9 protein-coding genes are annotated in these 24,830 nt (G+C 73.8%); 6 read left to right on the plus strand and 3 right to left on the minus strand.

Annotated features, from left to right (window positions below; genetic code table 11):
- The first annotated feature begins 17 nt into the window (after window positions 1-17).
- From AB0M02_RS21225 to AB0M02_RS21250, 6 genes are read left to right on the plus strand one after another with little or no spacing between them, the layout of a single operon-like run.
- A complete protein-coding gene (locus tag AB0M02_RS21225; protein WP_364229171.1) occupies window positions 18-3,050 on the plus strand; it encodes an amino acid adenylation domain-containing protein in 3,033 nt (1,010 codons plus the stop codon).
- Window positions 3,047-17,200, plus strand: coding sequence for an amino acid adenylation domain-containing protein (locus AB0M02_RS21230; protein WP_364229172.1), 14,154 nt, complete (start codon window positions 3,047-3,049; stop codon window positions 17,198-17,200). The genes AB0M02_RS21225 and AB0M02_RS21230 overlap by 4 nt, the downstream gene beginning before the upstream one ends.
- Complete coding sequence (locus tag AB0M02_RS21235; protein ID WP_364229174.1) at window positions 17,197-17,412, plus strand: MbtH family protein; 216 nt, start codon at window positions 17,197-17,199, stop codon at window positions 17,410-17,412. The genes AB0M02_RS21230 and AB0M02_RS21235 overlap by 4 nt, the downstream gene beginning before the upstream one ends.
- Before the next feature lie 24 nt (window positions 17,413-17,436).
- A complete protein-coding gene (gene hppD, locus AB0M02_RS21240; protein WP_364229176.1) occupies window positions 17,437-18,459 on the plus strand; it encodes a 4-hydroxyphenylpyruvate dioxygenase in 1,023 nt (340 codons plus the stop codon).
- Between the two features lie 5 nt (window positions 18,460-18,464).
- Window positions 18,465-19,556, plus strand: a complete 1,092-nt coding sequence (locus tag AB0M02_RS21245; RefSeq protein WP_364229178.1) for an alpha-hydroxy acid oxidase — start codon at window positions 18,465-18,467, stop codon at window positions 19,554-19,556.
- On the plus strand, window positions 19,553-20,830 hold the full coding sequence (locus AB0M02_RS21250) for a PLP-dependent aminotransferase family protein (protein WP_364229179.1): 1,278 nt from the start codon (window positions 19,553-19,555) through the stop codon (window positions 20,828-20,830). The genes AB0M02_RS21245 and AB0M02_RS21250 overlap by 4 nt, the downstream gene beginning before the upstream one ends.
- A gap of 102 nt (window positions 20,831-20,932) precedes the next feature.
- Here the strand turns inward: AB0M02_RS21250 and AB0M02_RS21255 are convergent, their stop codons facing one another.
- The 3 genes from AB0M02_RS21255 to AB0M02_RS21265 are packed head-to-tail and all read right to left on the minus strand — an operon-like array spanning window position 20,933 to window position 24,755.
- Window positions 20,933-21,589 (minus strand): hypothetical protein, encoded by a 657-nt coding sequence (locus AB0M02_RS21255; protein WP_364229181.1) that lies wholly within the window; start codon window positions 21,587-21,589, stop codon window positions 20,933-20,935.
- Complete coding sequence (locus AB0M02_RS21260; protein ID WP_364229183.1) at window positions 21,589-22,491, minus strand: ABC transporter ATP-binding protein; 903 nt, start codon at window positions 22,489-22,491, stop codon at window positions 21,589-21,591. The genes AB0M02_RS21255 and AB0M02_RS21260 overlap by 1 nt, the downstream gene beginning before the upstream one ends.
- Window positions 22,488-24,755 carry an MMPL family transporter gene (locus AB0M02_RS21265; protein WP_364229184.1) on the minus strand — a complete coding sequence of 756 codons (2,268 nt, stop codon included), beginning with the start codon at window positions 24,753-24,755 and terminating at the stop codon, window positions 22,488-22,490. Before AB0M02_RS21265 ends, AB0M02_RS21260 begins: the two co-directional genes overlap by 4 nt.
- Between the last annotated feature and the right edge of the window lie 75 nt (window positions 24,756-24,830).

Genomic DNA, 24,830 nt, shown 5'->3' on the forward strand with positions numbered 1-24,830 from the left:
TTGATTGGTGATTCAAGATGGAGCGTCGTCCGTTGACCGCCGGTCAGTCCGGCATGTGGTTCCTGCAGCAGCGGGACCCGCTCAACCCCATCTTCAGCGGTGGGCAGTTCCTGGAGATCGAGGGCGCCGTCGAGGCGGACCTGCTCGACCGGGCCGTCAAGCAGGTCGTCGACGAGAGCGGCGCGCTGCGGCTGCGGTTCGTGACCGACGGCGACGAGCCGGCGATGGAGCCGGTCGACCGGCCGTGGGCCACCCAGGCACTCCTCGACCTCAGCGGTGAGGACGACCCGTTCGCCGCGGCGTCGCGCTGGATGGAGGCGGAGATGGCCCGCCCGATCCGGCTCGACACCGACCCGCTGTTCTTCTCCGTGCTGATCCGGCTCGCCCCGGACCGGCACCTGTGGTTCCAGCGCGGCCACCACATCGCCGTCGACGGGTACTCGTCGGCGCTGCTGGCCGGGCGGGTCGCCGAGATCTACACGGCGCTGTGGAACGGCACCCCGCCGGAGGAGGGCGCGCTCGGCCGGTTCGAGTGCCTGCTGGAGGACGACGAGACCTACCGGCTCTCCGACCAGCGCGAGAAGGACCGCGACCACTGGCTGGGCGTCCTCGGCGACCGGCCGGCCGCGCCCGCGCTCGGCGGCCCGGTCACCGCGCCCTCGCGGACCTTCCACCGCGTACAGCTGGACGTGCCGCAGACCACCGTGGACGCGCTCGCCGGGCTGGCCCGGTCGGCGCGGACAGGGACGTCGGCGGCGGCCTGCGCGGCGCTCGCGCTCTACACCGCCCGGACAACGGGCATGGACGACGTGGTGCTGGCGCTGCCGGTGGCGGCGCGGCTCGGCAAGGAGATCAAGCGGACCACCGGCATGCTCGCCAACGTGCTGCCGCTGCGGCTGCCGGTACGGCCGGGCATGCCGCTCACCGATCTCGTCCGCCTCTGCGCCGAACGGATCAAGGAGGCGCTGCGGCACCAGCGGTACCGCTTCGAGGACCTGCGGCGCGACCTGCGCCTGCCGATCGACCAGCGGCTGTTCGGGCCCTCGCTGGACATCCTGCGTTTTCAGGACGACCTGATGTTCGGGCCGCACCGCGCGACCGTGCACATCCTGTCCAACGGGCCGGTCGACGACCTCAACGTCTCCGTCTACAGCGGGGCCTACATCGACGGGTGGCGGGTCTGCCTGGACGCCAACTCGGACGCCTACTCGCGGGCGGACGTCGAGGTGCACGCGGAGCGGCTCGGGCGGGTCCTCGAAGCGATGGCGGCGGCGACCCCGGAGACGGTGCTGGGTGCGCTGGACGTGGTCTCGGCGGCCGAGCGTGCGGAGTTGACCGCGGCCGGTTCGGGACCGCGCCGGGAGGTGGACGAGACCGGGCTGATCGGGATGTTCGAGCGCCAGGTGGAGCGGACGCCCGGCGCGGAGGCCGTTCGCGACGCGGACACCACGCTGACCTATGCCGAGCTCAACGCCCGCGCGAACCGCCTCGCGCGGCACCTCGTCGCCGAGGGAGCGGAGCCGGAACGATATGTCGCGATCGCCCTGCCGCGGACCACCGAGCTGATGGTCGCCCTGCTCGCGGTCCTCAAGTCCGGCGCGGCGTTCCTGCCCCTGGACCTCACGCATCCCGACGAGCGCATTCGCTACATGACCGAGTTGGCTGAGCCGGTCCTGACGCTGACAGGGCTACCTGAAACATCGGAAATGCCCGAAACGAACCTGACGAACATCGATAGGCGAGCGCCGCTGCGCGCCCTGCACCCCGCCTACGGGATCTTCACATCGGGATCCACCGGGCGGCCCAAGGGCGTCGTCGTCCACCACAGCGGACTGGCCGGCTTCATCCGGTGGGCAGTCGACTTCGTGGGCACCGAAGACCTGTCGGAGATGCTGGCGTCCACGTCGATCACGTTCGACCCGTGCATGCTGGAGCTGTTCGCGCCACTGGTCTGCGGCGGCCGCGTCGAACTTCTGCCCGGCCCGCTGTCGCTCGGGGACGCGCCGCGGTCCGGCACGTACGCCACGATCGTCCCGTCCGTCTTCACCGCCCTGACCCGCGACGGCGATGTCGACCTCGACGTGCGGACGGTCGGCTCGGTCGGCGAGGCGCTGCCCGCCGAGGTGGTCCGGCGCCTGCGTGAGCTGGTCCCCGGGTGCCGGGTCGCAAACCTGTACGGCCCGACCGAAGCCACCGTGTACGCCACCGCGGGTCTCTCCGCCGACGGCGTTCCCAGCATCGGCGAACCGCTGCCCAACCTGAACCTGTTCGTCCTCGACGGGCACCTGCGCCTCGCCTCGCCCGGCGTGGTGGGCGAGCTCTACGTGGCCGGCGACGGGATCGCTCGCGGCTACCTGCGCCGGCCCGCGCTGACCGCGGAAAGGTTCGTCGCCTGCCCGTTCACCGGCGGCCGGATGTACCGGACCGGCGACCAGGTCCGGTGGGCGCCCGGCGGCCGCCTCGAATACGTGGGCCGGGTCGACGACCAGGTGAAGGTCCGCGGGTTCCGGGTCGAGCCCGGCGAGGTCGAGGCCGTCCTGGCCGCGGTGCCCGGTGTCGGCCAGGCGGTGGCCGTGATGCGCGACCGCAGCCTCGCCGGCTATGTGGTTCCCGCACCCGGCGCGACCCTCGACCCGGCGGCCGTCCGCGCCGAGGCCGCCCGGCACCTGCCCGGATACATGGTGCCCGCCGTCGTGGTGGTCCTCGGCGAGCTGCCGCTGACCGCCAGCGGCAAGCTGAACCGCCGCCTGCTGCCCGACCCGGGTGCCCGCGCCGGTCGCGAGCCGTCGACCGCCCGCGAGCGCGAACTCTGTGCTGTGGTCGCCGAGGTGCTCGGCGTGGACCGGGTCTGGGCCGACGACGACTTCTTCGCGCTCGGCGGCGACTCGCTGCTCGCGCTGCGCGTGGTCAACCGGGCCCGGTCGATCCTCGGCGTCGACATCGAGATGAGCTCGCTGTTCGACACCCCCACCGTGGAGGCCCTGGCGGCCGCGTCCGCCCCGGCCCGCCCCCCGCTGCAGCGACGCGCCGCTGAGGAGATCCCGGCATGACCCCGCTGTCGTACGCGCAGCGCCAGCTCTGGTTCGTCAACCGCCTGGGCCGGGACGGTGCCGCCTACCACCTGCCGGTGGCGGTGCGCCTGTCCGGTGTGCTCGACGAGGACGCGCTGCGCGCCGCGGTGCGCGACGTGGTGGAGCGCCACGAGGTGCTCCGGACCGTGCTCCCGGAGATCGACGGCGTGCCCTACCAGCGGATCGTCGGCGCCGACGCGGTCGAGGTGCGCACTGCCGATGTCGACCCGGCGGAGCGGGACGACGCGCTGCTGGCCGAGGCCGCCCGCGCGTTCGACCTGCTCACCGAGGTGCCCGTGCGGGCCGTGCTGTTCCGGCAGAGCGACACCGAGGCGGTGCTGCTGTTCGTCGTCCACCACGTGGCGGCCGACGGCTGGTCGATGGGCCCCCTGGCACGCGACTTCACCGCCGCCTACGCCGCACGCCGGGCCGGGCGGGCGCCGTCGCTGCCTGAACTGCCGGTCCAGTACGCCGACTACACCCTCTGGCAGCGCGACCTCCTCGAGACGCGCCTGGATCCACAGCTCGAGTTCTGGCGCTCCGCCCTGGCCGGGCTCCCCGCCGAGCTGGACCTGCCCACCGACCGCCCGCGCGGCCCGCGCACCGAACGGGCCGCCGCAATCCCGCTCCACATCGGCCCCGAGCTGCACCGCGACCTCGCCGGACTGGCCCGCCGCCACCGGGTGACCGTCTTCATGGTGCTGCAGGCCGCCCTCGCCACCCTGCTCACCCGGCACGGCGCGGGCACCGACATCGTCCTCGGCAGCCCGATCGCCGGCCGCACCGACGAGGCGCTGCGCGACCTGGTCGGGCTGTTCGTCAACACCCTCGTCTTCCGGATCCCCACGACCGGCGACCCCACCTTCGGCGAGCTGCTCGGGCGGGTACGCGACGTCGACCGCGCCGCCTGGACCCACGCGGACGTCCCGTTCGAGGGCCTCGTGGAGCACCTCAACCCGCCCCGCTCGCTCGACCGGCACCCGCTGTTCCAGGTGATGCTGGCCGTGCAGGACCTCCTCGAGCACGGCCTCGAGGAAGCGTGGCTCGTCGACACCGGCGACCTGCCCTACGACCTGGCCGTCAACCTGGACGAGCGGTGGCTGCCCGGACGGGAACCCGGCGGGATCGACGGCCGGCTGCGCTACTCCCCGGCGCTGTTCGACGAGGAGACCGCCGCCGCGCTCGCCCGCCGGTTCGTGCTGGTGCTGGAACGGGCCGCCGCCGACCCGGACCGCCGGATCAGCACGCTCGACGTCCTGACCGCCCGCGAACGCCGCCGGCTGCTGCACGAGTGGCAGGGCCCGGCCGCCGCCGGGCCCGCGCCGGACGTCGTGGAGCTCTTCACCGCGCAGGCCGCCCGGACACCCGGCGTGATCGCTGTCGAGCACGAGGGCGACGCCCTCACCTATGCCGAGCTGGACCGCCGGTCGAGCGGGCTGGCCGCCGCTCTGGCCGAGCGCGGCGCCGGACCGGAGCAGCGGGTGGCGGTCGCCGTGCCGCGCTCCGTCGACCTCGTCGTGTCGCTGCTCGCCGTCCTGAAGTCCGGCGCGGCCTACGTGCCGATCGACCTGGACTACCCGGCCGAGCGGATCGACTGGATCCTCGCCGACTCGGCGCCCGTCCTGCTCATCGCCGCCGGCGACGTGCTGCCGGACGCGAGTGCGCCGAGGCTGGAGCCCACCGCGACGGCGCAGGGCCGGCTCGGGTCAAGGGATCCGCGCAGCCCCGCCTACGTCATCTACACCTCGGGCAGCACCGGGCGCCCCAAGGGCGTGGTCAACGAGCACCGCGCCCTGGCCGCCTACCTCAGGCACGCCGGCCGCTCCTACCCCGCGGCGGCCGGCGTCACCCTCTTCCACGCGCCGATCGCGTTCGACGCGTCCGTCACCACGCTGTTCACCCCGCTGACGGTGGGCGGCACGGTGCGCCTGGTCCGGCTCGACGACGGTACGGCGACGAGCGGCGCCGCCTTCGCGAAGATCACGCCCAGCCACCTGCCGCTGCTGGAGACGCTCCCGCCGGAGACCTCACCCACCGACATGCTGATCATCGGCGGTGAGGCCCTGACCGGCGCGGCCCTGGACCGCTGGCGGCGCGCCCACCCCGATGTCGTGGTGGTCAACTCGTACGGCCCGACCGAGTCCACGGTCAACTGCGTCGAGAACCGCATCGAGCCGGGTACCCCGGTTCCCTCCGGTGCGGTGCCGATCGGCCGGCCGTTCCCGGACACCCGCGCGTACGTCCTCGACCACGCCCTGCAGCCGGTGCCGCCCGGCGTGACCGGCGAGCTCTACGTCGGTGGCCCGCTCACCGCGCGCGGGTACCTGAACGCGCCCGGCCGCACCGCCGAACGCTTCGTCGCCGACCCCTACGGCCCGCCCGGTAGCCGGTTGTACCGCACCGGCGACCTGGTCCGCCGCGACCGCGACGGCGTCCTGGAGTACGCCGGCCGCGCCGACGACCAGATCAAGATCCGCGGGTACCGCATCGAGCCGGGCGAGATCCGCGCCGCGCTGCTCGACTGCCCCGGCGTCACCCAGGCCGCCGTCCGCCTGCGCGACGGCCTGATCCTCGGTTACGTCGTGCTGGACGGGGAACCCGGCGCGGACCTGCGCGCCCGCTTGGCCGAGCGCCTCCCGTCCTACATGGTCCCGGCAGCCGTGATTCCCGTCCCGGAGCTGCCCCGCACCCCCAACGGCAAGCTCGACCTCGCCGCCCTGCCCGAGCCCGGCACCGCCCCGGTGCGCCGCCGCACGCGCCCGGCCGGCCAGGCCGAGGAGATCGTCGCCGGCATGTTCGCCGGCCTGCTGCGCACCGCCGAGGTGGCCGACGACGACGACTTCTTCGCGCTCGGCGGCCACTCCCTGCTCGCCACCCGCCTGGTCAACCAGATCCGCGAGGTGTTCCGGGTCGAGCTGCCGCTGCGTGCCGTCTTCGAGGACCCGACCGTCCGCGGCCTGTGCCGCCGCGTCGCCGAGGCGCCCGGCGCCCGCCCGCCGCTGACACCCGTGGCGGACCGCGGCGACGTCGCGCCGCTCTCCTACGCCCAGCAGCGCCTGTGGTTCCTGAGCCGGATGGACGCCGGCAACACCGCGTACAACGTCACGCGTGTCCTGCGGCTGACCGGCCACGTCGACACCGGCGCGCTGGACGCCGCGATCGCCGACGTCCTCGACCGGCACGAGTCGCTGCGCACGGTCTTCCCGGAGAGCGACAGCGGCCCGGTCCAGCGGGTGCTGCCGCCCGGCGAGGCGGTCGTCCGCCTGCGCGTCGAGAGCGGCACCGCCGACGGCCTCACCGCCGCCGCCCGCGCGCCGTTCGACCTGGCCGCCGAGCCGCCGCTGCGCGTGCACCTGTACAGCAGCGGCCCGGACGAGCACGTCCTGCTCCTGGTCATGCACCACATCGCCGGCGACGGCTGGTCGATGGCCCCGCTCGCCCGTGACCTCGGGACCGCGTACGCCGCCCGCCTCGACGGCCGCGCACCCGGCTGGCCGCCGCTGGAGGTGCAGTATGCCGACTACGCCCTCTGGCAGCGCGACCTGCTCGGCACCGAGGACGAGCCCGGCAGCGCCATGTCGCACCAGCTCGACCACTGGCGGCGCACCCTCGACGGCCTCCCCGAGGAACTCGCGCTGCCCACCGACCGCCCCCGCGCCGCCACCGCCACGTTCCAGGGCGGGGAGGTGCCGGTCCGGCTGGCGCCCGAGCTGCACGCGGCGCTCCTCGAACTGGCCCGTGACCAGCGCGTCAGCCTCTTCATGGTGCTGCAGGCGGCGGTCGCCGGGCTGCTGACCCGGCTCACCGGCGGCACCGACGTCCCGCTCGGCACCCCGGTCGCCGGCCGCACCGACGAGGCGCTCAACGACCTGGTCGGCTTCTTCGTCAACACGCTCGTCCTGCGCACCGACACCACCGGCGACCCCGGCTTCACCGATCTTCTCCAGCGGGTCCGGGACACCGCGCTCGCCGCGTACGCCAATCAGGACCTCCCGTTCGAGCGGCTCGTCGAGGTGCTCAACCCGCCCCGGCTGCTCTCCCGCCATCCGCTCTTCCAGGTCTTCGTGGCGCTGCAGAACAACGCCGGCGCCGAGCTCACCTTCCCCGGGCTCACCGTCACCCTGGAACCCGACGTCACCGGCACCGCCAAGTTCGACCTGGCGTTCAACCTGCACGAGCGCTTCGGCCCGGACGGTGAGCCGGCCGGCATCGCGGGCGCTGTCGAGTACGCGGGCGACCTGTTCGACCCGGAGACCGCCGAGGCCCTCGCCGAGCGCCTGAACCGTCTGCTGAGCTCGGTCGTCGCCGATCCGGCAGCGCCGCTGAGCGCCCTGGACACCTACACGGAGGACGAGCACCGCTGGCTTCCCGGGGTCGCCCTGGACGAAAGCGATACAGCCGGAGAAGACACTCTTGATTCCCGCTTCAACGCCCAGGTCACCGCGACCCCGAACGCCGTCGCGGTCCGCTGCGGCGACGACTCGCTGACCTATCGCGAACTCGACGAGAGAGCAGCACGGCTCGCCCGGCATCTCGCCGGCCTGGGCGCCGGGCCCGACCGGCCGGTCGCGGTGCTCGTCGAGCGCTCTCTCGACCTTCCGGCGGCCATCCTCGCGGTGGTCAAGTCGGGCGCGCCCTACGTACCGCTGCACGAGGCACACCCGCCCGACCGCCTGCGCTGGGTGCTGGCCGACTCCGGCGCGATCGCGCTGCTCACCGACGCCGCCGGGCTGCGCCGGCTGGGCGATCCGGAACTCCCCACGCTGGACGTGACGCAAGGCCGCAGCGGGCCTCACCCTTCGCATTTCCCGGATGTACGCGGGGACGACCTCGCCTACGTCATGTACACCTCAGGATCGACGGGGCGCCCGAAAGCGATCGCCGTCCCGCACGCCGAGGTGGTGCGCCTGGCCACCGACCCGTGCTGGCGCGACGGCCACCACGACCGCGTCCTGCTGCACGCGCCCTACGCCTTCGACATCTCGAACTACGAGCTCTGGGTTCCGCTGCTGCGCGGCGGGACCGTCGTGGTCGCCCCGCCCGGCCGCCTCGACCTCAGCACCCTGAAGTCGCTGGTCAACCGGTACGACCTGACGGCCGTCCACTTCACCGCCGGACTGTTCCGGGTGGTCGCCGAGGAGAACCCGGACGGGCTGACCGGGCTGCGCGAGGTGCTGACCGGTGGCGACATCGTCTCGCCGGCCGCGGTCGACCGGGTGCTGCGGGCCGTACCGGACCTGACGATCCGGCAGCTCTACGGGCCGACCGAGGCGACACTGTGCGCGACGCAGTTCGAGGTGCGCCCACCGTACGCAATGGAATCTCGCCTTCCGGTGGGCCGTCCCCTCGCCGGACGCCGTGTCTACGTCCTGGACCGCTTCCTCCGGCCGGTCCCGGCCGGTGCTCTCGGCGAGGTCCACCTGGGCGGCGACGGTCTCGCCCGCGGCTACCTCGGCCAGTTCGCCGGCACCGCGGAGAGTTTCGTCGCCGACCCGTTCGGCCGGCCCGGCGCCCGGATGTACCGCACCGGTGACCTGGCCCGCTGGACCCGCGACGGCCTTCTGGAGTTCCACGGCCGCGCCGACGACCAGGTGAAGATCCGCGGCTTCCGGGTCGAACCGGCCGAGGTGGCCGCCGTCCTGACCGCGCACCCGGAGGTCGCCGAGGCCGAGGTCGTCGCCCGCGAGGACGTGCCCGGCGAGCGCTACCTGACCGGCTACGTCGTGCCGGCCGACGGCGGGGGAGACCGCGACCAGCGCCGCGTCGCCGAGTGGCAGCAGCTCTACCAGGTCATGTACGACGGGACCATCGGCGTGTTCGGCGACGACTTCTCCGGCTGGAACGACAGCTACCGCGGTGGCCCGATCCCGCTCGACCAGCTGCGGGAGTGGCGCGACACCACGGTGGAGCGACTGGCCGCGCTGGATCCCCGCCGGGTCCTGGAGATCGGCGCGGGCAACGGCCTGCTGCTGTCCAGGCTCGCGCCCGGCACCGAGTCCTACTGGGCGACCGACTTCTCGGCCGCCGCCGTCGCGACGCTGCGCGCGGGTACCGCCGGTGCCGAGCCCGGCCGCTTCGAGCTGCGGGTGCAGGCGGCGGACGACTTCACCGGGCTGCCGTCCGGCCACTTCGACCTGGTCGTGCTCAACTCGGTGACGCAGTACTTCCCGGACGCCGCCTACCTGCGCCGGGTCCTCGACGGCGCGCTCGCCGCCCTCGCGCCGGGCGGGGCGCTCTTCGTCGGCGATGTGCGCAACCGGACCCTGGCGCGGATCTTCCACACCGCGGTGGAGGTGGCCCGCTCCGGTGCGGGCCGGGATCCGGCGGTGGTGCGGCGGGCCGCTGACCGGCGGCTGCTGCGTGACAAGGAACTGCTGATCGCGCCGGAGTTCTTCGCCGCCTACGCCGCCGAACACGGCGACCTCGCTGTCGATCTGCGGATCAAACCGGGCCGCTCGCACAACGAGATGACCCAGCATCGCTTCGACGTCGTGCTCCGGCCCGGCACCGCGGGCGTCCCGCTCGCCGCGTGGCCGTCGCATGCCTGGTCCGGCCTCCCCGCGGTGGAGACCCTGCTCGTGGGCGAGTCCGAGCCGTTCCGGGTGACCGGCGTGCCGAACGCCCGCCTGCACCGCGAGGCGGGGGCCCCGGAACCCGCCGACATCATCGGCCTTGCCGCCCGCCACGGGCGGCAAGCGCTGATCACCTTCACCGGCGGCGCCGACGACGGCCGGCTCGACGTGGTGTTCACCCGCGACGGCGAGTCCACGGTCACCGGTCTCTTCCGGCCGGCCGGGCGTCCCGCCGCGCCCGAGGCGTACGTCAGCGACCCCGCCCTGCTCGCCGAGTCCGACGAGGTCCTCGCCGGACTCCGCCGCCACCTGGGCGAGCGCCTGCCCGACTACATGGTCCCGGCCGCCCTGGTGGCGCTCGACCGCCTCCCGCTCACCCCGAACGGCAAGCTGGACCGGGCCGCCCTGCCGGCACCCGAGTTCGGGCCCGCCGAGTCCGGCCGCGCACCCGCCACCGCCGCCGAGGAGATCCTCTGCGGCCTGTTCTCCGAGGTCCTCGGGCTGCCCCGGGTCGGCGCCGACGACGACTTCTTCGCCCTCGGCGGCCACTCCCTGCTCGCCACCCGCCTGGTCAACGCGATCCGGTCCGGGCTCGGCGCCGAGGTGCCGCTCCAGGCCGTCTTCGAGGCGCCCACCGCCGCCCGGCTCGCTCTGCGCCTCGGCACCGGGGCACCCGCGCGACCCGCCCTGGAGGCCGGGCCGCGCCCGGCGGTGGTCCCGCTCTCCTTCGCGCAGCGCCGGATGTGGTTCCTCAACCTCCTCGAGGGCGCCACCGGCACGTATCACATCCCGGTCGCCGTCCGGCTCACCGGACCGCTGGACACCGAGGCCCTCACGGCCGCGCTGTCCGACGTGGTCGCACACCAGGAGAGCCTGCGCACGATCTACCCGGCGGTCGACGGCGAGCCGCATCAGCTCGTCCTCGACCTCGCCGAGGCCCGCGTGGAGCTCCGGCTCGCCGACGACCTGGCGGCCGCCGCCCGTGAGCCGTTCGACCTCACCACCGACCTGCCGCTGCGGGCCGCGCTGAAGCGGACCGGCGACGACGAGCACGTCCTGCTGCTCGTCCTGCACCACGTCGCCGGCGACGGCTGGTCGATGGCCCCGCTGGTCCGCGACCTGGGACTCGCCTACACCGCCCGGGTCCAAGGCCACGCGCCCGGGCTACGGCCGCTGCCGGTCCAGTACGCCGACTACACCCTCTGGCAGCGCCGCACCCTCGGCGACGAGAACGACCCGGACAGCCTCGCCGCCCGGCAGCTGGAGTCCTGGGCGCGGCGCCTCGACGGGCTCCCGGAGGAGATCGCCGTACCGCGCGACCGCCCCCGCCCGGCCCGGCCCACGTTCGCCGGTGACGCGGTCACACTGCACATCGGCACCGAGCTGCACGCCGCCCTGCAGCGCCTCGCGCACAGCACCCGGACGACGCTGTTCATGGTCGCCCACGCCGGCCTGGCGACCCTGCTGCACCGCCTCGGCGCCGGCGACGACATCCCGCTCGGCACCCCGGTGGCCGGCCGGCTCAGCGGCGCGCTCGACGACCTCGTCGGGTTCTTCGTGAACACGCTCGTGCTGCGTACCGACCTCAGCGGTGACCCGACCGTGTCCGACCTGCTGGGCCGGGTCCGCGCCGCCGACCTGGCGGCCTACGCCGAGCAGGACGTGCCGTTCGAACGGCTCGTCGAGCGGCTCAACCCGCCCCGCTCGCTGGCCCGGCACCCGCTGTTCCAGGTGATGCTGGCCCTGCAGAGCGGCCCCGACGCCGGCCGGTCCCTGACCGGTTCGGCCGCCGCCGGGCTCGACCTGCCCGGCGTCGAGGCGAGCCCGGAGACCGTCGAGCTGGGCCGCGCCAAGTTCGACCTGAATCTGAGCCTCGCCGAGGAGTTCACGCCGGACGGCGGCCCGGCCGGCGTGACCGGACGGCTCGAGTTCAGCACCGAACTCTTCGACCGCCCGGCCGCCGAGCGGCTGGCGACGCGGTTCGTGGCCGTGCTCGCCGCCCTGGCCGCCGACCCCGGGCGCCGGCTCAGCGGCATCGACGTCACCGGACCGGCCGAGAGCGAGCTGCTCCGCGGCTTCGCGCACGGCCCCGCGCTGCCCGCCGCCGAGGACGTCACCACGCTGGTCGCGGCACACGCGGCGGCCACACCGGACGCGGTCGCCGTGGTCAGTGGCGGGGAGAGCCTCACGTACGCCGAGCTCGACGCCCGCGCGAACCGGCTCGCCCACCACCTGCGGCGGCACGGCGCGGCACCGGAGCGGTTCGTCGCCCTGGCGCTGACCCGGTCCGCGAACACCGTCGTGGCGCTGCTCGCGGTGCTGCGCAGCGGCGCGGCGTACCTTCCTCTCGACGTCTCCTACCCGCCCGAGCGGCTGTCCTTCATGCTCGGCGACGCCGCGCCCGCCCTGATCGTCACCGACGCCGCGGCGGCGCCCCGGCTCCCGGACACGGACGTCCCGGTGCTGGACGTCGGCGACCCGGGTGTGGCCGCCGAACCGGCGGCCCCGCTGCCGCCGGTGGACGGGCGCCACGCCGCCTACGCCATCTACACCTCCGGCTCCACCGGTACGCCGAAGGGCGTCGTCGTCTCCCGGCGCAACCTGGCCGGGCACGCCGCCTGGGCGGTCCGCGACATCACCCCGGCCGGCCTGTCCCGGGTCCTCGCCTCTACGTCGCTGAGCTTCGACGTCTCCGCGTTCGAGCTGTTCGCGCCGCTCGCCGCCGGCGGCACCGTCGAGGTCGTCCGCGACCTGCTCGAACTCGCCGACCGGCCGTTCACCGGCACGCTCATCAGCGGCGTGCCGTCGGTCTTCGCCCGTCTCGCCGAGGCCGGTGAGCTGGACCTGCGGGCCGGCCTGGTCGCGTTCGCCGGTGAGGCGCTCACCGCCGGTGTCGCCGAGCAGATCCGGGCCGCCGTCCCCGGTGCCCGGATGGGCAACTTCTACGGACCCACCGAGGCCACCGTCTACGCCACCGCCGAGGTGGCCGCCGGCGTCGAGGTGCCCGGCATCGGCCGCCCGCTGGCCGGCACCCGCGCCTACGTCCTCGACGACCGGCTGCGGCCGGCCCCGATCGGCGTGCCCGGCGAGCTCTACCTGGCCGGGCACGGCGTCGCCCGCGGCTACCTCGGCCGGCCGGGACTGACCGGCGAGCGGTTCGTCGCCTGCCCGTACGGCAGTGGCGGCGAGCGCATGTACCGCACCGGCGACCTGGTCCGGTGGACCGCCGACGGCCGCCTCGACTACATCGGGCGCGCCGACGACCAGGTCAAGGTCCGCGGCTTCCGGGTCGAGCCGGGCGAGGTGGAGACGGTCCTCGCGAGCACGCCGGGCGTTGCCCGCGCGGTGGTCGTGGCCCGCGGCCAGCGGCTGGTCGGCTACGTCGTCGCCGAACCCGGCGCGCACGTGGAACCCGCCGAGGTCCGTGCCGCGGCGGCCGCTCGGCTGCCCAGCTACATGGTCCCGTCCGTCGTCGTCCCGCTGGACGAGCTGCCGCTGAACCCGGCCGGCAAGCTCGACCGCCGCGCGCTTCCGGACCCGGCGGCCACCGGCACCGGCGCCGCCCGGCGCGCGCCCGCCTCACCGCGCGAGGAACTGCTGTGCGGACTGTTCGCGGAGGCGGCCGGTGTGCCGGAGGTCGGCGTCGACGACGACTTCTTCGACCTGGGCGGCCACTCGCTGCTCGCCATCCGCCTGGTCAGCCGGATCCGGGCGGCGTTCGGTGTGGAACTGCCGATCCGCGCGTTCTTCGAGGCGCCCTCGGTGGCCGCCCTCGCCCGCACCCTGGACGCGGCCGCACCCGCACTGCCACCGTTGCGATCCGGCCGGCGGCCCGAGCACCCGCCCCTGTCGTACGCCCAATGGCGCCTCTGGTTCGTCAACCGCCTCGGCCGCGACGGTGCCGCGTACCACGTGCCGGTGGCCGTGCGCCTGACCGGAGCCGTCGACCGGGAGGCACTGCGCGCCGCCGTCCGCGACCTGGCCCGGCGCCACGAGGTGCTGCGCACCGTCCTGCCGGAGCGCGACGGGGTCCCGTACCAAAAAGTCCTTGATCCGGAAATGGCCGGCCTGCGTCTCCTCGACGTGGACCGGGAGGGACTCACCGCCGCCGTCCGTGCCGAGGCCGTCCGTGGCTTCGACCTGCGCACCGACCCGCCCCTGCGCGCGGCGCTGTTCACCGTGGACGAGAACGAGTCGGTGTTCCTGCTGGTCCTGCACCACATCGCCGCCGACGGCTGGTCGATGGGCCCGCTGGCCCGCGACTTCACCGCCGCCTACACCGCGCGCCGCGACGGCCGGGCACCGGACTGGCAGCCGCTCCCGGTGCAGTACGCCGACTACGCCGTCTGGCAGCGCGACCTGCTCGAGACCCGCCTGGACGAGCAGCTCACCCACTGGCGCGACGCGCTCGCCGGGCTGCCCGCCGAACTCGACCTGCCCGCCGACCGCCCCCGCCCGGCCACCAGCGACGGACACGGCGGCACCCTGCACCTCACCATCGGCCCGGACCTGCACGCCCGGCTGGCCGCCCTGGCCCGCTCCGAGCAGGCCACCCTGTTCATGGTCCTGCACGCGGCCCTCGCCGCCCTGCTCACCCGGCACGGCGCGGGCACCGACATCGTGCTCGGCAGCCCGGTCGCCGGCCGCGCCGACCGTGACCTCGAGGATCTGCTCGGCTTCTTCGTCAACACCCTCGTCCTGCGCACCTCCACCGGCGGCGACCCGTCCTTCCGGGAGCTGATCCGCCGCACCCGGGACGCCGACCTGGCCGCGTACGCCCACGCCGACGTCCCGTTCGAACGCCTCGTCGAGGAGCTCAACCCGGACCGCTCGCTGGCCCGGCACCCGCTGTTCCAGGTCATGCTCGCCATGCAGGGCGGCGAACCGGAGACGATGGACCTGCCCGGCGTGACCGCCGCCCCGCTGCACCTGGACCTGGGCGCCGCCAAGTTCGACCTGGAGTTCAACTTCACCGAGCGCGCCGGGGCCGGCGGCATCACCGGCACCCTGATCCACCGCACCGACATGATCGACCCGGAGACCGCCGCCGGGCTCGCCGACCGGCTGCTGCTCCTGCTCGGCGCGGTCACGGCCGACCCCGGCGCCCGGATCGGCGAGATCGACCTCATCACGGCGGCCGACCGGCAGTTCCTCAGCCCCGGCCGTGGGGACGGTCCGGCCGTCCCCGCCGCACGGCCGCTGCCGGTCCTGTTCGCCGAGCGCGCGGCCGCCGTACCCGACCGGATCGCCCTGCGGTTCCCGGGCGGCACGATGACCTATCGCGAGCTGGACCGCCGCGCGACGGCCCTCGCGCACGCGCTCGCCCGGCGCGGCGCCGGGCCGGAGAAGGTCGTCGCCGTCGCGCTGCCCCGCTCCGCCGACCTGGTCGTCGCGCTGCTCGCCGTGGTCAAGGCGGGTGCCGCCTACCTGCCGCTGGACCCCGCCTACCCGGCCGACCGGCTGCGGCTGATGTGGGACGACGCGGGCGCCACGCTCGCCGTCGCCGACGAGCTCACCCGCGCCGCCGTCCCGCCTGGCGCGACCGTCCTGATCGGTGAGCCGGCCGCCTCGGAGGGGCCGCTGCCGGTGCCGCTGCCCGACGACCCGGCCTACGTCATCTACACCTCCGGCTCCACCGGCCGCCCGTCCGGCGTCCAGGTCACCCACCGAGGGCTGGCCGCCCTCGCGGCCGGGCAGATCGACCGGTTCCGGATCACCCCGGACAGCCGCGTCCTGCAGTTCGCGTCGCCGAGCTTCGACGCCTCCATCTCGGAGATCTGCACCGCGCTGCTGGCCGGCGCCACCCTGGTCGTTGCCGAACCGGAGCGGCTGCGGCCCGGCGCGCCCCTGGCCGAGCTGGTCGAGCAGGAGGGGATCACGCATCTCACGCTGCCGCCGGCGGCGCTCGCGGTGCTGCGCCCGCACCAGCTGGCCACCGTGTCCACCCTGGTCACGGCGGGGGAGCAGGTGCCGGCCGAGACGGTACGCCGATGGGCCGCCGGCCGCCGCCTGATCAACGCGTACGGGCCGACCGAGACGACCGTCTGCGCCACCATGAGCCACCCCCTGCAGCCGGACGGCCGCCGTCCCATCGGCGAGCCGATCACCGGCGCCCGGGTGCACGTCCTCGACGCACGGCTGCGCCCGGTCCCGCCCGGTGTCGCCGGTGAGCTGTACGTCTCCGGCCCCGGACTCGCCCGCGGCTACCTCGGCCGGCCCGGCCTCACCGCGGCGCGCTTCGTCGCCGACCCGTTCGGCGCGCCGGGCAGCCGCCTCTACCGCACCGGCGACCTCGTGCGCCGGGACCGGGCCGGGCAGCTGCACTTCGTCGGGCGCGCCGACGAGCAGGTCAAGCTGCGCGGGTTCCGGATCGAGCCGGGCGAGGTGGAGTCGACCCTGCAGGGGCGGCCGGACGTGCGGCTGGCGGTGGCGGTGGTGCGCGAGGAGCGGCTCGTCGCCTACGCCGAGGCGCGGGCCGGGTCCGACCTGGACGGCGGGGAGTTGCGGGACTTCCTGGCCGCGCGGCTCCCGGCCCATCTGGTGCCGGCCTTCGTGGTGCCTCTCGGCGCGATTCCGCGTACCCCTAATGGCAAGATCGACCGGCGCGCCCTGCCGGCACCGATGCCCGGCAGCGGGGTGACCGGCCGCACGCCGCGCACCCCGCGCGAGAGATCGCTCTGCGACGCGTTCGGTGACGTCCTCGGCGTGCCGGTGAACGACGCCGAGGCCTCCTTCTTCGACCTCGGCGGGCACTCGCTGTCCGCGACCAGGCTGGCCGACCGCATCCGCGAGCTCCTCGGTGCGGAGATCAGCCTGCCGCTCATCTTCGAGAATCCGACCGCTGCCGGGCTCGCCGCTCGCCTCGACCGGGGCACCGGCACGTTCCGCCTGGTCATGCCGCTGCGCGAGACCGGCCACGGCCATCCGCTGTTCTGCCTGCCGCCCGCCATCGGCGTCAGCTGGGCGTTCCGGTCACTCCTACCCCTTCTAGATCAAAACCAGCGAGTGTACGGGCTACAAGCGGCCGGTCTACCGACGGTGCCGCCGACGGTCGAACAGATCGCGGCCGCCTACCTGGAGCAGATCCGCGCGATCCAGCCGCACGGTCCCTACCAGCTGCTCGGCTGGTCGGCGGGCGGTCTGGCCGCGCACGCCGTGGCCGCCGCGCTGCAGGCCGAGGGGGAGCGGGTCGCGTTGCTGGCCATCCTCGACGCCTATCCGCTCGCGGACTCGCTCGACGCGCTCCCGCCGGTGGAGTCGCTCGACGACCAATTGCTTGCCGATGTCTACCTGGCGCAGGTGCGGGCCGCGCGGCGCTTCGTCCCCGGTGTGGTGACCGGGCCCGTGCTGCACGTCGCCGCCGCCAAGACCCGTGCCGACGGTCTGCTGCGCCCGGAGAGCTGGCAGCCGCACGTGGACGGCGATCTGGAACTCCACGAGGTTCCCGGTGGCCACGAGGACCTGCTCGGCGGGCCGGCGGTGGCCGGGATCGCCGCTCTTCTCAACGACCGTCTGCTGCCTGCTTCTGCTTCCGCTTCCGAAGGAGACGACTCATGACCAACCCGTTCGAGGATCCGGAAGGCACCTACCTCGTGCTCCGCAACGACGAGGAGCAGTACTCGCTGTGGCCGGCCTTCGCCGAGGTGCCGGCCGGCTGGCAGCGAGTGCACGGCGAGGACACCCGGCAGAGCTGCCTGGAGTACATCGACGCCACCTGGACCGACATGCGCCCGCGGAGCCTGCGCCTGGCCTCCTCGGCCGACGCGTAGGCGCCCACTATCGGGAGGACACCCATGCTGTACTCACTCGACCACGTCAGGATCTACTGCGAGGACCTGGACGCCCAGATCGACCGCCTGGTCGGCGCGCTCGGGTTCACCGTGCACGGTACGGCCGGCGGGGACACGTACTCCGTCGACCTGCGGGCCGGCGGGATCCACCTCGTCCTGACCAAGCCCGTCGCCGAGGACGACCCGGGCACCGCCTACGTCCGCGCACACGGCTTCGGCGTCGCGGACATCGCCCTGGCCAACCCGGACGTCGTCGCCGCGTACACCGAGGCGGTCCGGCACGGCGCCCGCTCGATCACGCCCCCGCGCGAGCACGACGGCGTCGTGACGGCGGTCATCGGCGGCTTCGGCGACGTCGTGCACACGCTCGTCCAGCGGCCGCCGGGCTCCCTGCTGCCGGGCTTCACGCCGGTCGCCGGCGCCACGCCCGGCCCGGACGCCGGGCTGCACACGCTCGACCACCTGGCGGTCTGCCTGGAGCCCGGCCAGCTCGACCCGACGGTCGAGTTCTACGAGCGGGCGCTCGCCTTCGACATGGTGTTCACCGAGAAGATCGAGGTGGGCCGGCAGGCGATGAACTCCAAGGTGGTGCAGAGCGCCGACCGTACGGTGACGCTCACCCTCATCGAGCCGGACGTCTCCCGCGATCCCGGCCAGATCGACGAGTTCATCAAGAACCACGGCGGCGCCGGGGTGCAGCACATCGCGTTCGGCACCGACGACATCGTCACCTCGGTGTCGCGGCTGGCCGCACGCGGCGTGGAGTTCCTCAGGACGCCGGCGGCATACTACGACCTGCTCGTGGACCGGCTCACCCCGCAGCACCACGGCGTGGACGAGCTGCGCGGGCAGAACATCCTCGTCGACGAGGACCACGACGGGCAGCTGTACCAGATCTTCGCCCGGTCGGTGCACCCGCGCGGCACGCTGTTCTTCGAGGCGATCGAGCGGATGGGCGCCCGGACGTTCGGCAGCGGCAACATCAAGGCGCTGTACGAGGCGGTCGAACGGGAGCGGATGAAGTGACCTCCGTGGCCGCCCGGCCTCTCTGTGTCGCCGATCTCGAACAGGCGGCGCGTGCCGTGCTGCCCGGGCCGGTGTGGGACTTCGTGGCCGGTGGCAGCGGCACCGAGTCGGCTCTCGCGGAGAACCGGCGTGCCCTGGACGCGATCGCGCTGGTGCCCCGGGTGGGCACCGGCATCGCGTCCGCGGACACCGGGACCGGACTGCTCGGGGTGCCGAGCGCCATGCCGGTGGCGGTCGCGCCGATGGCGTACCACCAGATGCTGCACCCCGACGGTGAGCTCGCGACCGCCCGGGCCGCTCGCGCCGCCGGGGTTCCGCTCGTGGTCAGCGTGCTCAGCGGGCTGCCCCTGGCCGACGTCGCCGCGGTGGGCGCGGACGTGTGGCTGCAGCTCTACTGGCTGCGCGACGAGGGCCGGCTCGACGAGATCCTCGGCATCGCCGCGGCGGCCGGATACAGCGGCGTCATGGTCACCGCGGACACCCCGGTCATGGCCCGGCGGCTGCGGGATCTGCGCAACGGGTTCACGCTGCCGCCGGGTATCGGCCCGGTCAACCTGTCCTCGTCGTCCGGCCCCGTCCCGCAGGGCCGGGCCGGTGTCTCCGCGCTGGCCGAGCACACAGCGGCGGCATTCAGCCCCTCGTTCAGCTGGGCTCTCCTGGAGCAGCTGTGCGGGCGCACCAGCCTGCCGGTCGCGATCAAGGGTGTCCTCGACCCGCGGGACGCCCGCGCGGCCGTCGCCGCCGGCGCCCGGACGGTGGTGGTGTCCAACCACGGCGGCCGCCAGTTCGACGGCGCGGTCGCGGCGGTGACGGCGCTGCCCGAGGTGGTCGAGGAGGTCGGCGACGAGGCCGAGGTGCTGCTCGACAGCGGGATCCGGAGCGGGCTGGACGTGCTGCGGGCGCTCGCGCTGGGCGCGTCCGGCGTACTGCTCGGGCGGCCCGCGCTCTGGGGGCTGGCCGCGGGTGGTGCGCCCGGTGTGGAGCGGGTGCTCGGCCTGCTGCGTACCGAACTGAGCGAGGCGATGCTGCTGGCCGGCGCCGCCGACGTCACCGCTGCCGCGCGGCTGCGGACAAGGATCAGGGGGTACGACCGATGACCGCCCGCCTCGAACCCGGCGACCTGCACGCCTCCCTCGCCGATCCCGCGCTGACCTCGATGAACCTGCTCAACGAGGTGGCCGGCACGTACCCGGACGCCATCTCGTTCGCGGCCGGCCGGCCCACCGAGCAGTTCTTCGACGTCGACGACGTCCTTACTTTTGTGGACGCTTACCGGCGGCATCTCGAGGCGGAGTGCGGTTACAGCTCCGCCGAGGTCAACCGGGTCGTGCTGCAGTACGGCCGTACCAAAGGTGTCATCCACGACCTGGTCGCCGCACACCTGGCCAAGGACGAGAACATCGACGCCGACACCGAGTCGATCGTGGTGACGGTCGGCGCGCAGGAAGCCATGTTCCTGGTCCTGCGCGCGCTGCGGGCCGAGCCCCGGGACGTGCTGCTCGCGGTCTCGCCGACCTATGTGGGCATCACCGGCGCGGCTCGGCTGCTCGACATGCCGGTGCTGCCGGTCCGCGAGGGCCCGGACGGTATCGACCTCGACGACCTGGTCGCACGGATCCGCGCCGCCCGCGCCGGCGGCCTGCGCCCGCGAGCCTGCTACCTGATCCCGGACTTCGCCAACCCGTCCGGCATGTCCCTGGACGCCTCGCTTCGCCGGCGGCTCCTCGACATCGCCGAGCGCGAGGACATCCTGCTGCTGGAGGACAACCCGTACGGCCTGTTCCACGGCGACGCGGCCCGCGAGCCGACCTTGAAGTCCCTGGACACCCAGCGGCGGGTCGTCTACCTCGGCACGTTCGCCAAGTCGGTGTTCCCGGGCGTCCGCGTCGGCTACGCGGTGGCCGACCAGCTCGTGGGCGACGGCCTGCTCGCCGACCAACTATCCAAGATCAAGAGCATGCTGACGGTGAACACGTCACCGATCGCGCAGGCGGTGGTGGCGGGGAAGCTGCTCTCGGGTGACGGTGGGCTGGCGGCGGCGACGGCTCCGGAGCGCGCTGTGTACGCGGCCGGGCTGCGGCGGATCGGTGCGGGGCTGGCGGCCCGCTTCGGCGACGGTCCGGTCACCTGGAACACGCCGGCCGGCGGGTTCTTCACCGTGGTCACCGTGCCCTTTGTGGTCGACGACGCGCTGCTGGAGCACTCGGCGCGGGAGTTCGGGGTGATCTGGACGCCGATGCATCACTTCTACGGCGGGTCGGGTGGGCATCGTCAGCTGCGGCTGGCCAGTAGTGCGGTGGGGCCGGAGCAGATCGAGGATGGGCTCGACCGGCTCCGGGATCTCGTGTTCTCCCGCCTCTCTCACTCCTGACGTCTGGCCACCGGATTCTCACTCCTGGCGTCTGGCCACCGGATTCTCACTCCTGGCGTCTGGCCGCCTGGCTCTCACTCCTGGCGTCTGGCCGCATGGCTCTCACTCCTGGCGTCTGGCCACCTGATAGGCGGCGATCGTGCTCCCGGCCAGCAGCACGACCGCGATCACCCCGTTGAGGAGCAGCGGCGTCACCATCTCGGTGGCGGGGCGGTCGCTGCCGAGGATCACCATCGTCGGCGCCACCGGTGGCAGCACGCGGATCAGCGTGAACACGCCGATCAGGCCGAGGGCGAGGAAGACAGCGTAGCCGGTTCGGCGTACCACGATCCGTGAGCAGACCAGCCCGCCCGCGATGCCGGTGACGCCGCAGGTCAGCTGGGCGACGATGCCGATCACGAGGTCGGTGGAGGACCAGGTGTGGTCACCGGCCGGAATCGGGTAGATCAGGCCCAGCGCGGTGAGCGCCAGGCAGATGACGAGGGCGGCGAGCACGTTGGCGGCCAGGACGCGGTGCTCGCCGCGGGCCGCCACGGAGGTCATCGCCCGCTGCGCCGGTTCCTCGGTGTTGATCAGCGCGACGGTCAGCCACAACATGCAGATGAAGATCGTCATCGCCGACGCCGTGTAGACCCGGGGAAGCGGCCCCTGGTCGTTGGTGGTGAGCGTGACGATGGCCGAGGCGTAGAGCACGAACGGCGCGATGTAGCTCTGCCCCCGCACCAGCATCGACAGGTCGTACCGGACGAGCGCGATCATCAGTTTCCCCCTCGGCGTACAGCCTCGACCGACCAGCCGTTCCGAATGGCGTCGACGAGCAGGTCGTCACAGCGGTCACCCTCGATCCGCAGGATCACGGCGTCCCGCTCGCGCCGCGCGTCCAGCACACCGGGTAGGGCACGCCAGTCCGGCTCGTCGGGTGTTCGCACCGCCGGCACAAGTTCCACCACCGCCACATCGGTCACCGGGCCGCCGTGCTCCCGCGCCGGCCCGTGCTCCCGCCCCGGGCCGCCCTGGCCCGCGGCCCGGTGCGGCGTGAGGTTGCCCTGGGTGACGCGGTAGACCGTGGTGGCGTTCGCGCCGACCACCGCCTCCCGGTGGTCGGTGAAGATGACCGAGCCGCCGCCGCGGGCAACCTCGTCGATGAGGTCGGCGAGTACCTCGTGCGCGTCGGCGTCCAGACCGGACCAGGGCTCGTCGAGCACGAGCAGCTGCGGCGGGACGAGCAGCGCCTGGGCCACGGCGACCTTCTGGGCGTTGCCCTTGGAGAGCCGCCGCAGCTGGGTGTCGGGGCCGCCGACCAGGGAGAGCCGGCCGAGCAGCTCGCGTGCCCGGACGGCCGCGTCGGAGCCGTTCATGCCGCGGATCCGGCCCATGTGCGCGAGGTAGGACCGCGCCGAGATCCGCCCGGCCGTCGGGAACCGCTCCGGCACGTAGCCCACCACGTCCGGGCGCCCGCGCAGCGTCCCCCCGGTAAACGGCGTCAGCCCGACGATGATCCGCAGCAACGTCGACTTCCCCGACCCGTTGCCGCCCACGATCCCGGCCACTTCACGGGGCCGCACGTCCAGGTCGACGTGGCGCAGCACGTGGCGGCCCCGCCCGTACCGCTTGCTGATGTCACGCAGCTCCAGCGCGCCGGTCATCATGGTCGCCGTCATGAGCGCCACGACGTCTGCGGACGCCCCTCGCCGGCAACCGGCCCCGCACCCTGCCCGTTACCCGGTCCGTCGCCCGGTCCCGCGCCCGGCCCGTCGCCGTGCCCGTCAGCCGGCCGCTCGCTTCGTCCGTTTTGTGAGCCTTCGCCAATTTCTCGTTTCGGGCCGGCGCTCACAGCGCCGGCGGTTTCTGTTGATTCGCGGAGGCCGAAGCGGTCGTGCAGGCGGCGCAGTGGCGGTGGTGCCCACCACGCCCAGCGGCCCAGCACCGCCATCGACGCCGGGACCAGGAGCATGCGGACGACGGTGGCGTCGACGAGCACGGCGATGGCCAGGCCCAGGCCGATCTGCTGGACCGGGGCGAAGCCGCCGGTCATGAAGGCGGCGAAGACCACGATGATCAGGAGGGCCGCCGAGGTGACCACGCGGCCGGTCAGGCGCAGGCCGTCCACGATGGCCCGGCGGTGGTCGCCGGTCTCCACCCAGATGTCGCGCATGCGGGCCAGGATGAAGATCTCGTAGTCCATGGCCAGGCCGAACGCCAAGCCGATGATCAGCGGCGGCACGATGACGTTGAGCGCACCCTGTTCCTCCGCGCCGATCAGCCCGGCGAAGTGGCCCTCCTGCAGGATCCAGACGACGCCGCCGAGTGCCGCGCCGAGGCTGAGCAGGGTGGTGAGGACGGTGCGGATCGGGATGAGGATCGAGCCGCTGAACGCGAAGAGCAGGAGCAGGATCGTGACGAGGACGCCGCCGAGGGCGATCGGCGTGTAGCGCTTCATCATGTCCTGGTAGTCGAGCAGGCTGGCCGCGGCACCGCTGACCAGCACCGGTGCGTCGCCGCGAGCCTCCCGCAGGTCGCGCACCAGCTGCAGCGCCTCCGGGCCGTCGGTGGTGCCGGCCGGGGTGAGGCGCAGGATCGTGGACCCGTCGGTGCCGGGGCGCGGCTCGGCTGCGGCCCGCACGCCGGGCAGCGCGGCGAGGCGGCCGGCCAGGCCGGGGTCGGTGCCGGCGGGCAGGATCACGGTGACCGGGTCGCTGCCGGAGCCGATCGGGAAGTGTGCGGCGACCGCGTCATAGAACTGCCGTGACTCGGTGGCCGGCGGCAGCGAGCGCGCGTCGCCGCCGGTGAGCCGCAGGTTCAGCGCGGGGACGGCGACCAGCAGTAGCCCGGCGGAGAGCGCCAGCAGTGTGGCGATCGGCGCGCGGCAGGCGGCCCGGCCCAGGCGGGCGAAGAGGGCGCCGTGTTTCGGGCTCGGCTGCGGAATCTTGATCCGGCGGCCCCAGCGGCTCAGCAGCGCGGGGATCAGCGTGAGCGACGCGGCCATGTCGACCAGCACGACCACCGCGGCGGCCAGGCCGAGACTGCGCAGGAACGGGCTGGGGAAGACGAGAATGCCGGCCAGGCTGACGGCAACGGTCAGACCAGAGAAAAATACGGTACGCCCGGCGCCCTCGATGGTTCGCAGGATCGCCTCGTCCAGATCGTCCGGCAGGCGCAGCCGCTCCTCACGGAACCGCGTGACGATCAGCAGGCCGTAGTCGACGGCGAGCCCGAGCCCGAGCATCGTGGGGACCTGCACCGCGTACACCGAGATCTCGGTGGTGAGGCTGAACAGGTAGAGGACCAGGAGCGTGGCCGCCGCCCCGACGATCGCGACGATCAGCGGGAGGCTCCCCGCGAGCAGCCCGCCGAAGATCACCACGAGCAGCACCAGGATGACCGGCAGCGAGATCAGCTCGGCGCGCTGGACGTCCTGGCTGGCCTGCCGGTTGAGCTCGAGGTTGAGCAGGCGGCCGCCGCTGACGCTCACCTCCGGCGCCTCGACCGCCCGCAACCGCTCGGCGGACTCGTGTATCGCGTCGCTCATCACCTTCACGTCCAGGCCGGACTCGAACGTGACGGCCACCAGCACGGCCTGCCCGTCCTGCGCGACCTGGCCGGGCGCGGCATAGGGATCGGCGGCCCGGGCCACCCCCTCGACCGCCCGGATGTCGGTCACCGCGGCGGTGACCGCGGCACGCGTGGCGGCGGCGCGGACGTCGGTGCCGCTGATCACGGCGGTGATCGTCTCGGGCTGCGGGGCGATCTCACGGATCAGGTCGCCGCCGCGCTGGGACTCGCTGCCCTGCACCGCGCGCACCGACGGGGTGAGCCGGTCGAAGAGCAGGACGCCGAGGCCCGCGCCGAGGCAGGCCACCACGAGCCAGGCGGTGATCACGACCCACGGCCGGCGGATGGCGAATCTGGCGATCAGGCGGAACAATGACTTCTCCCTGTTTCTGCACTTCCGACGCGCTTTTATAGATTTCCCGAACACTGAAGGATCGCCGGATTAACC

It is taken from the genome of Actinoplanes sp. NPDC051861 (assembly GCF_040681145.1).
GTDB lineage: Bacteria > Actinomycetota > Actinomycetes > Mycobacteriales > Micromonosporaceae > Actinoplanes.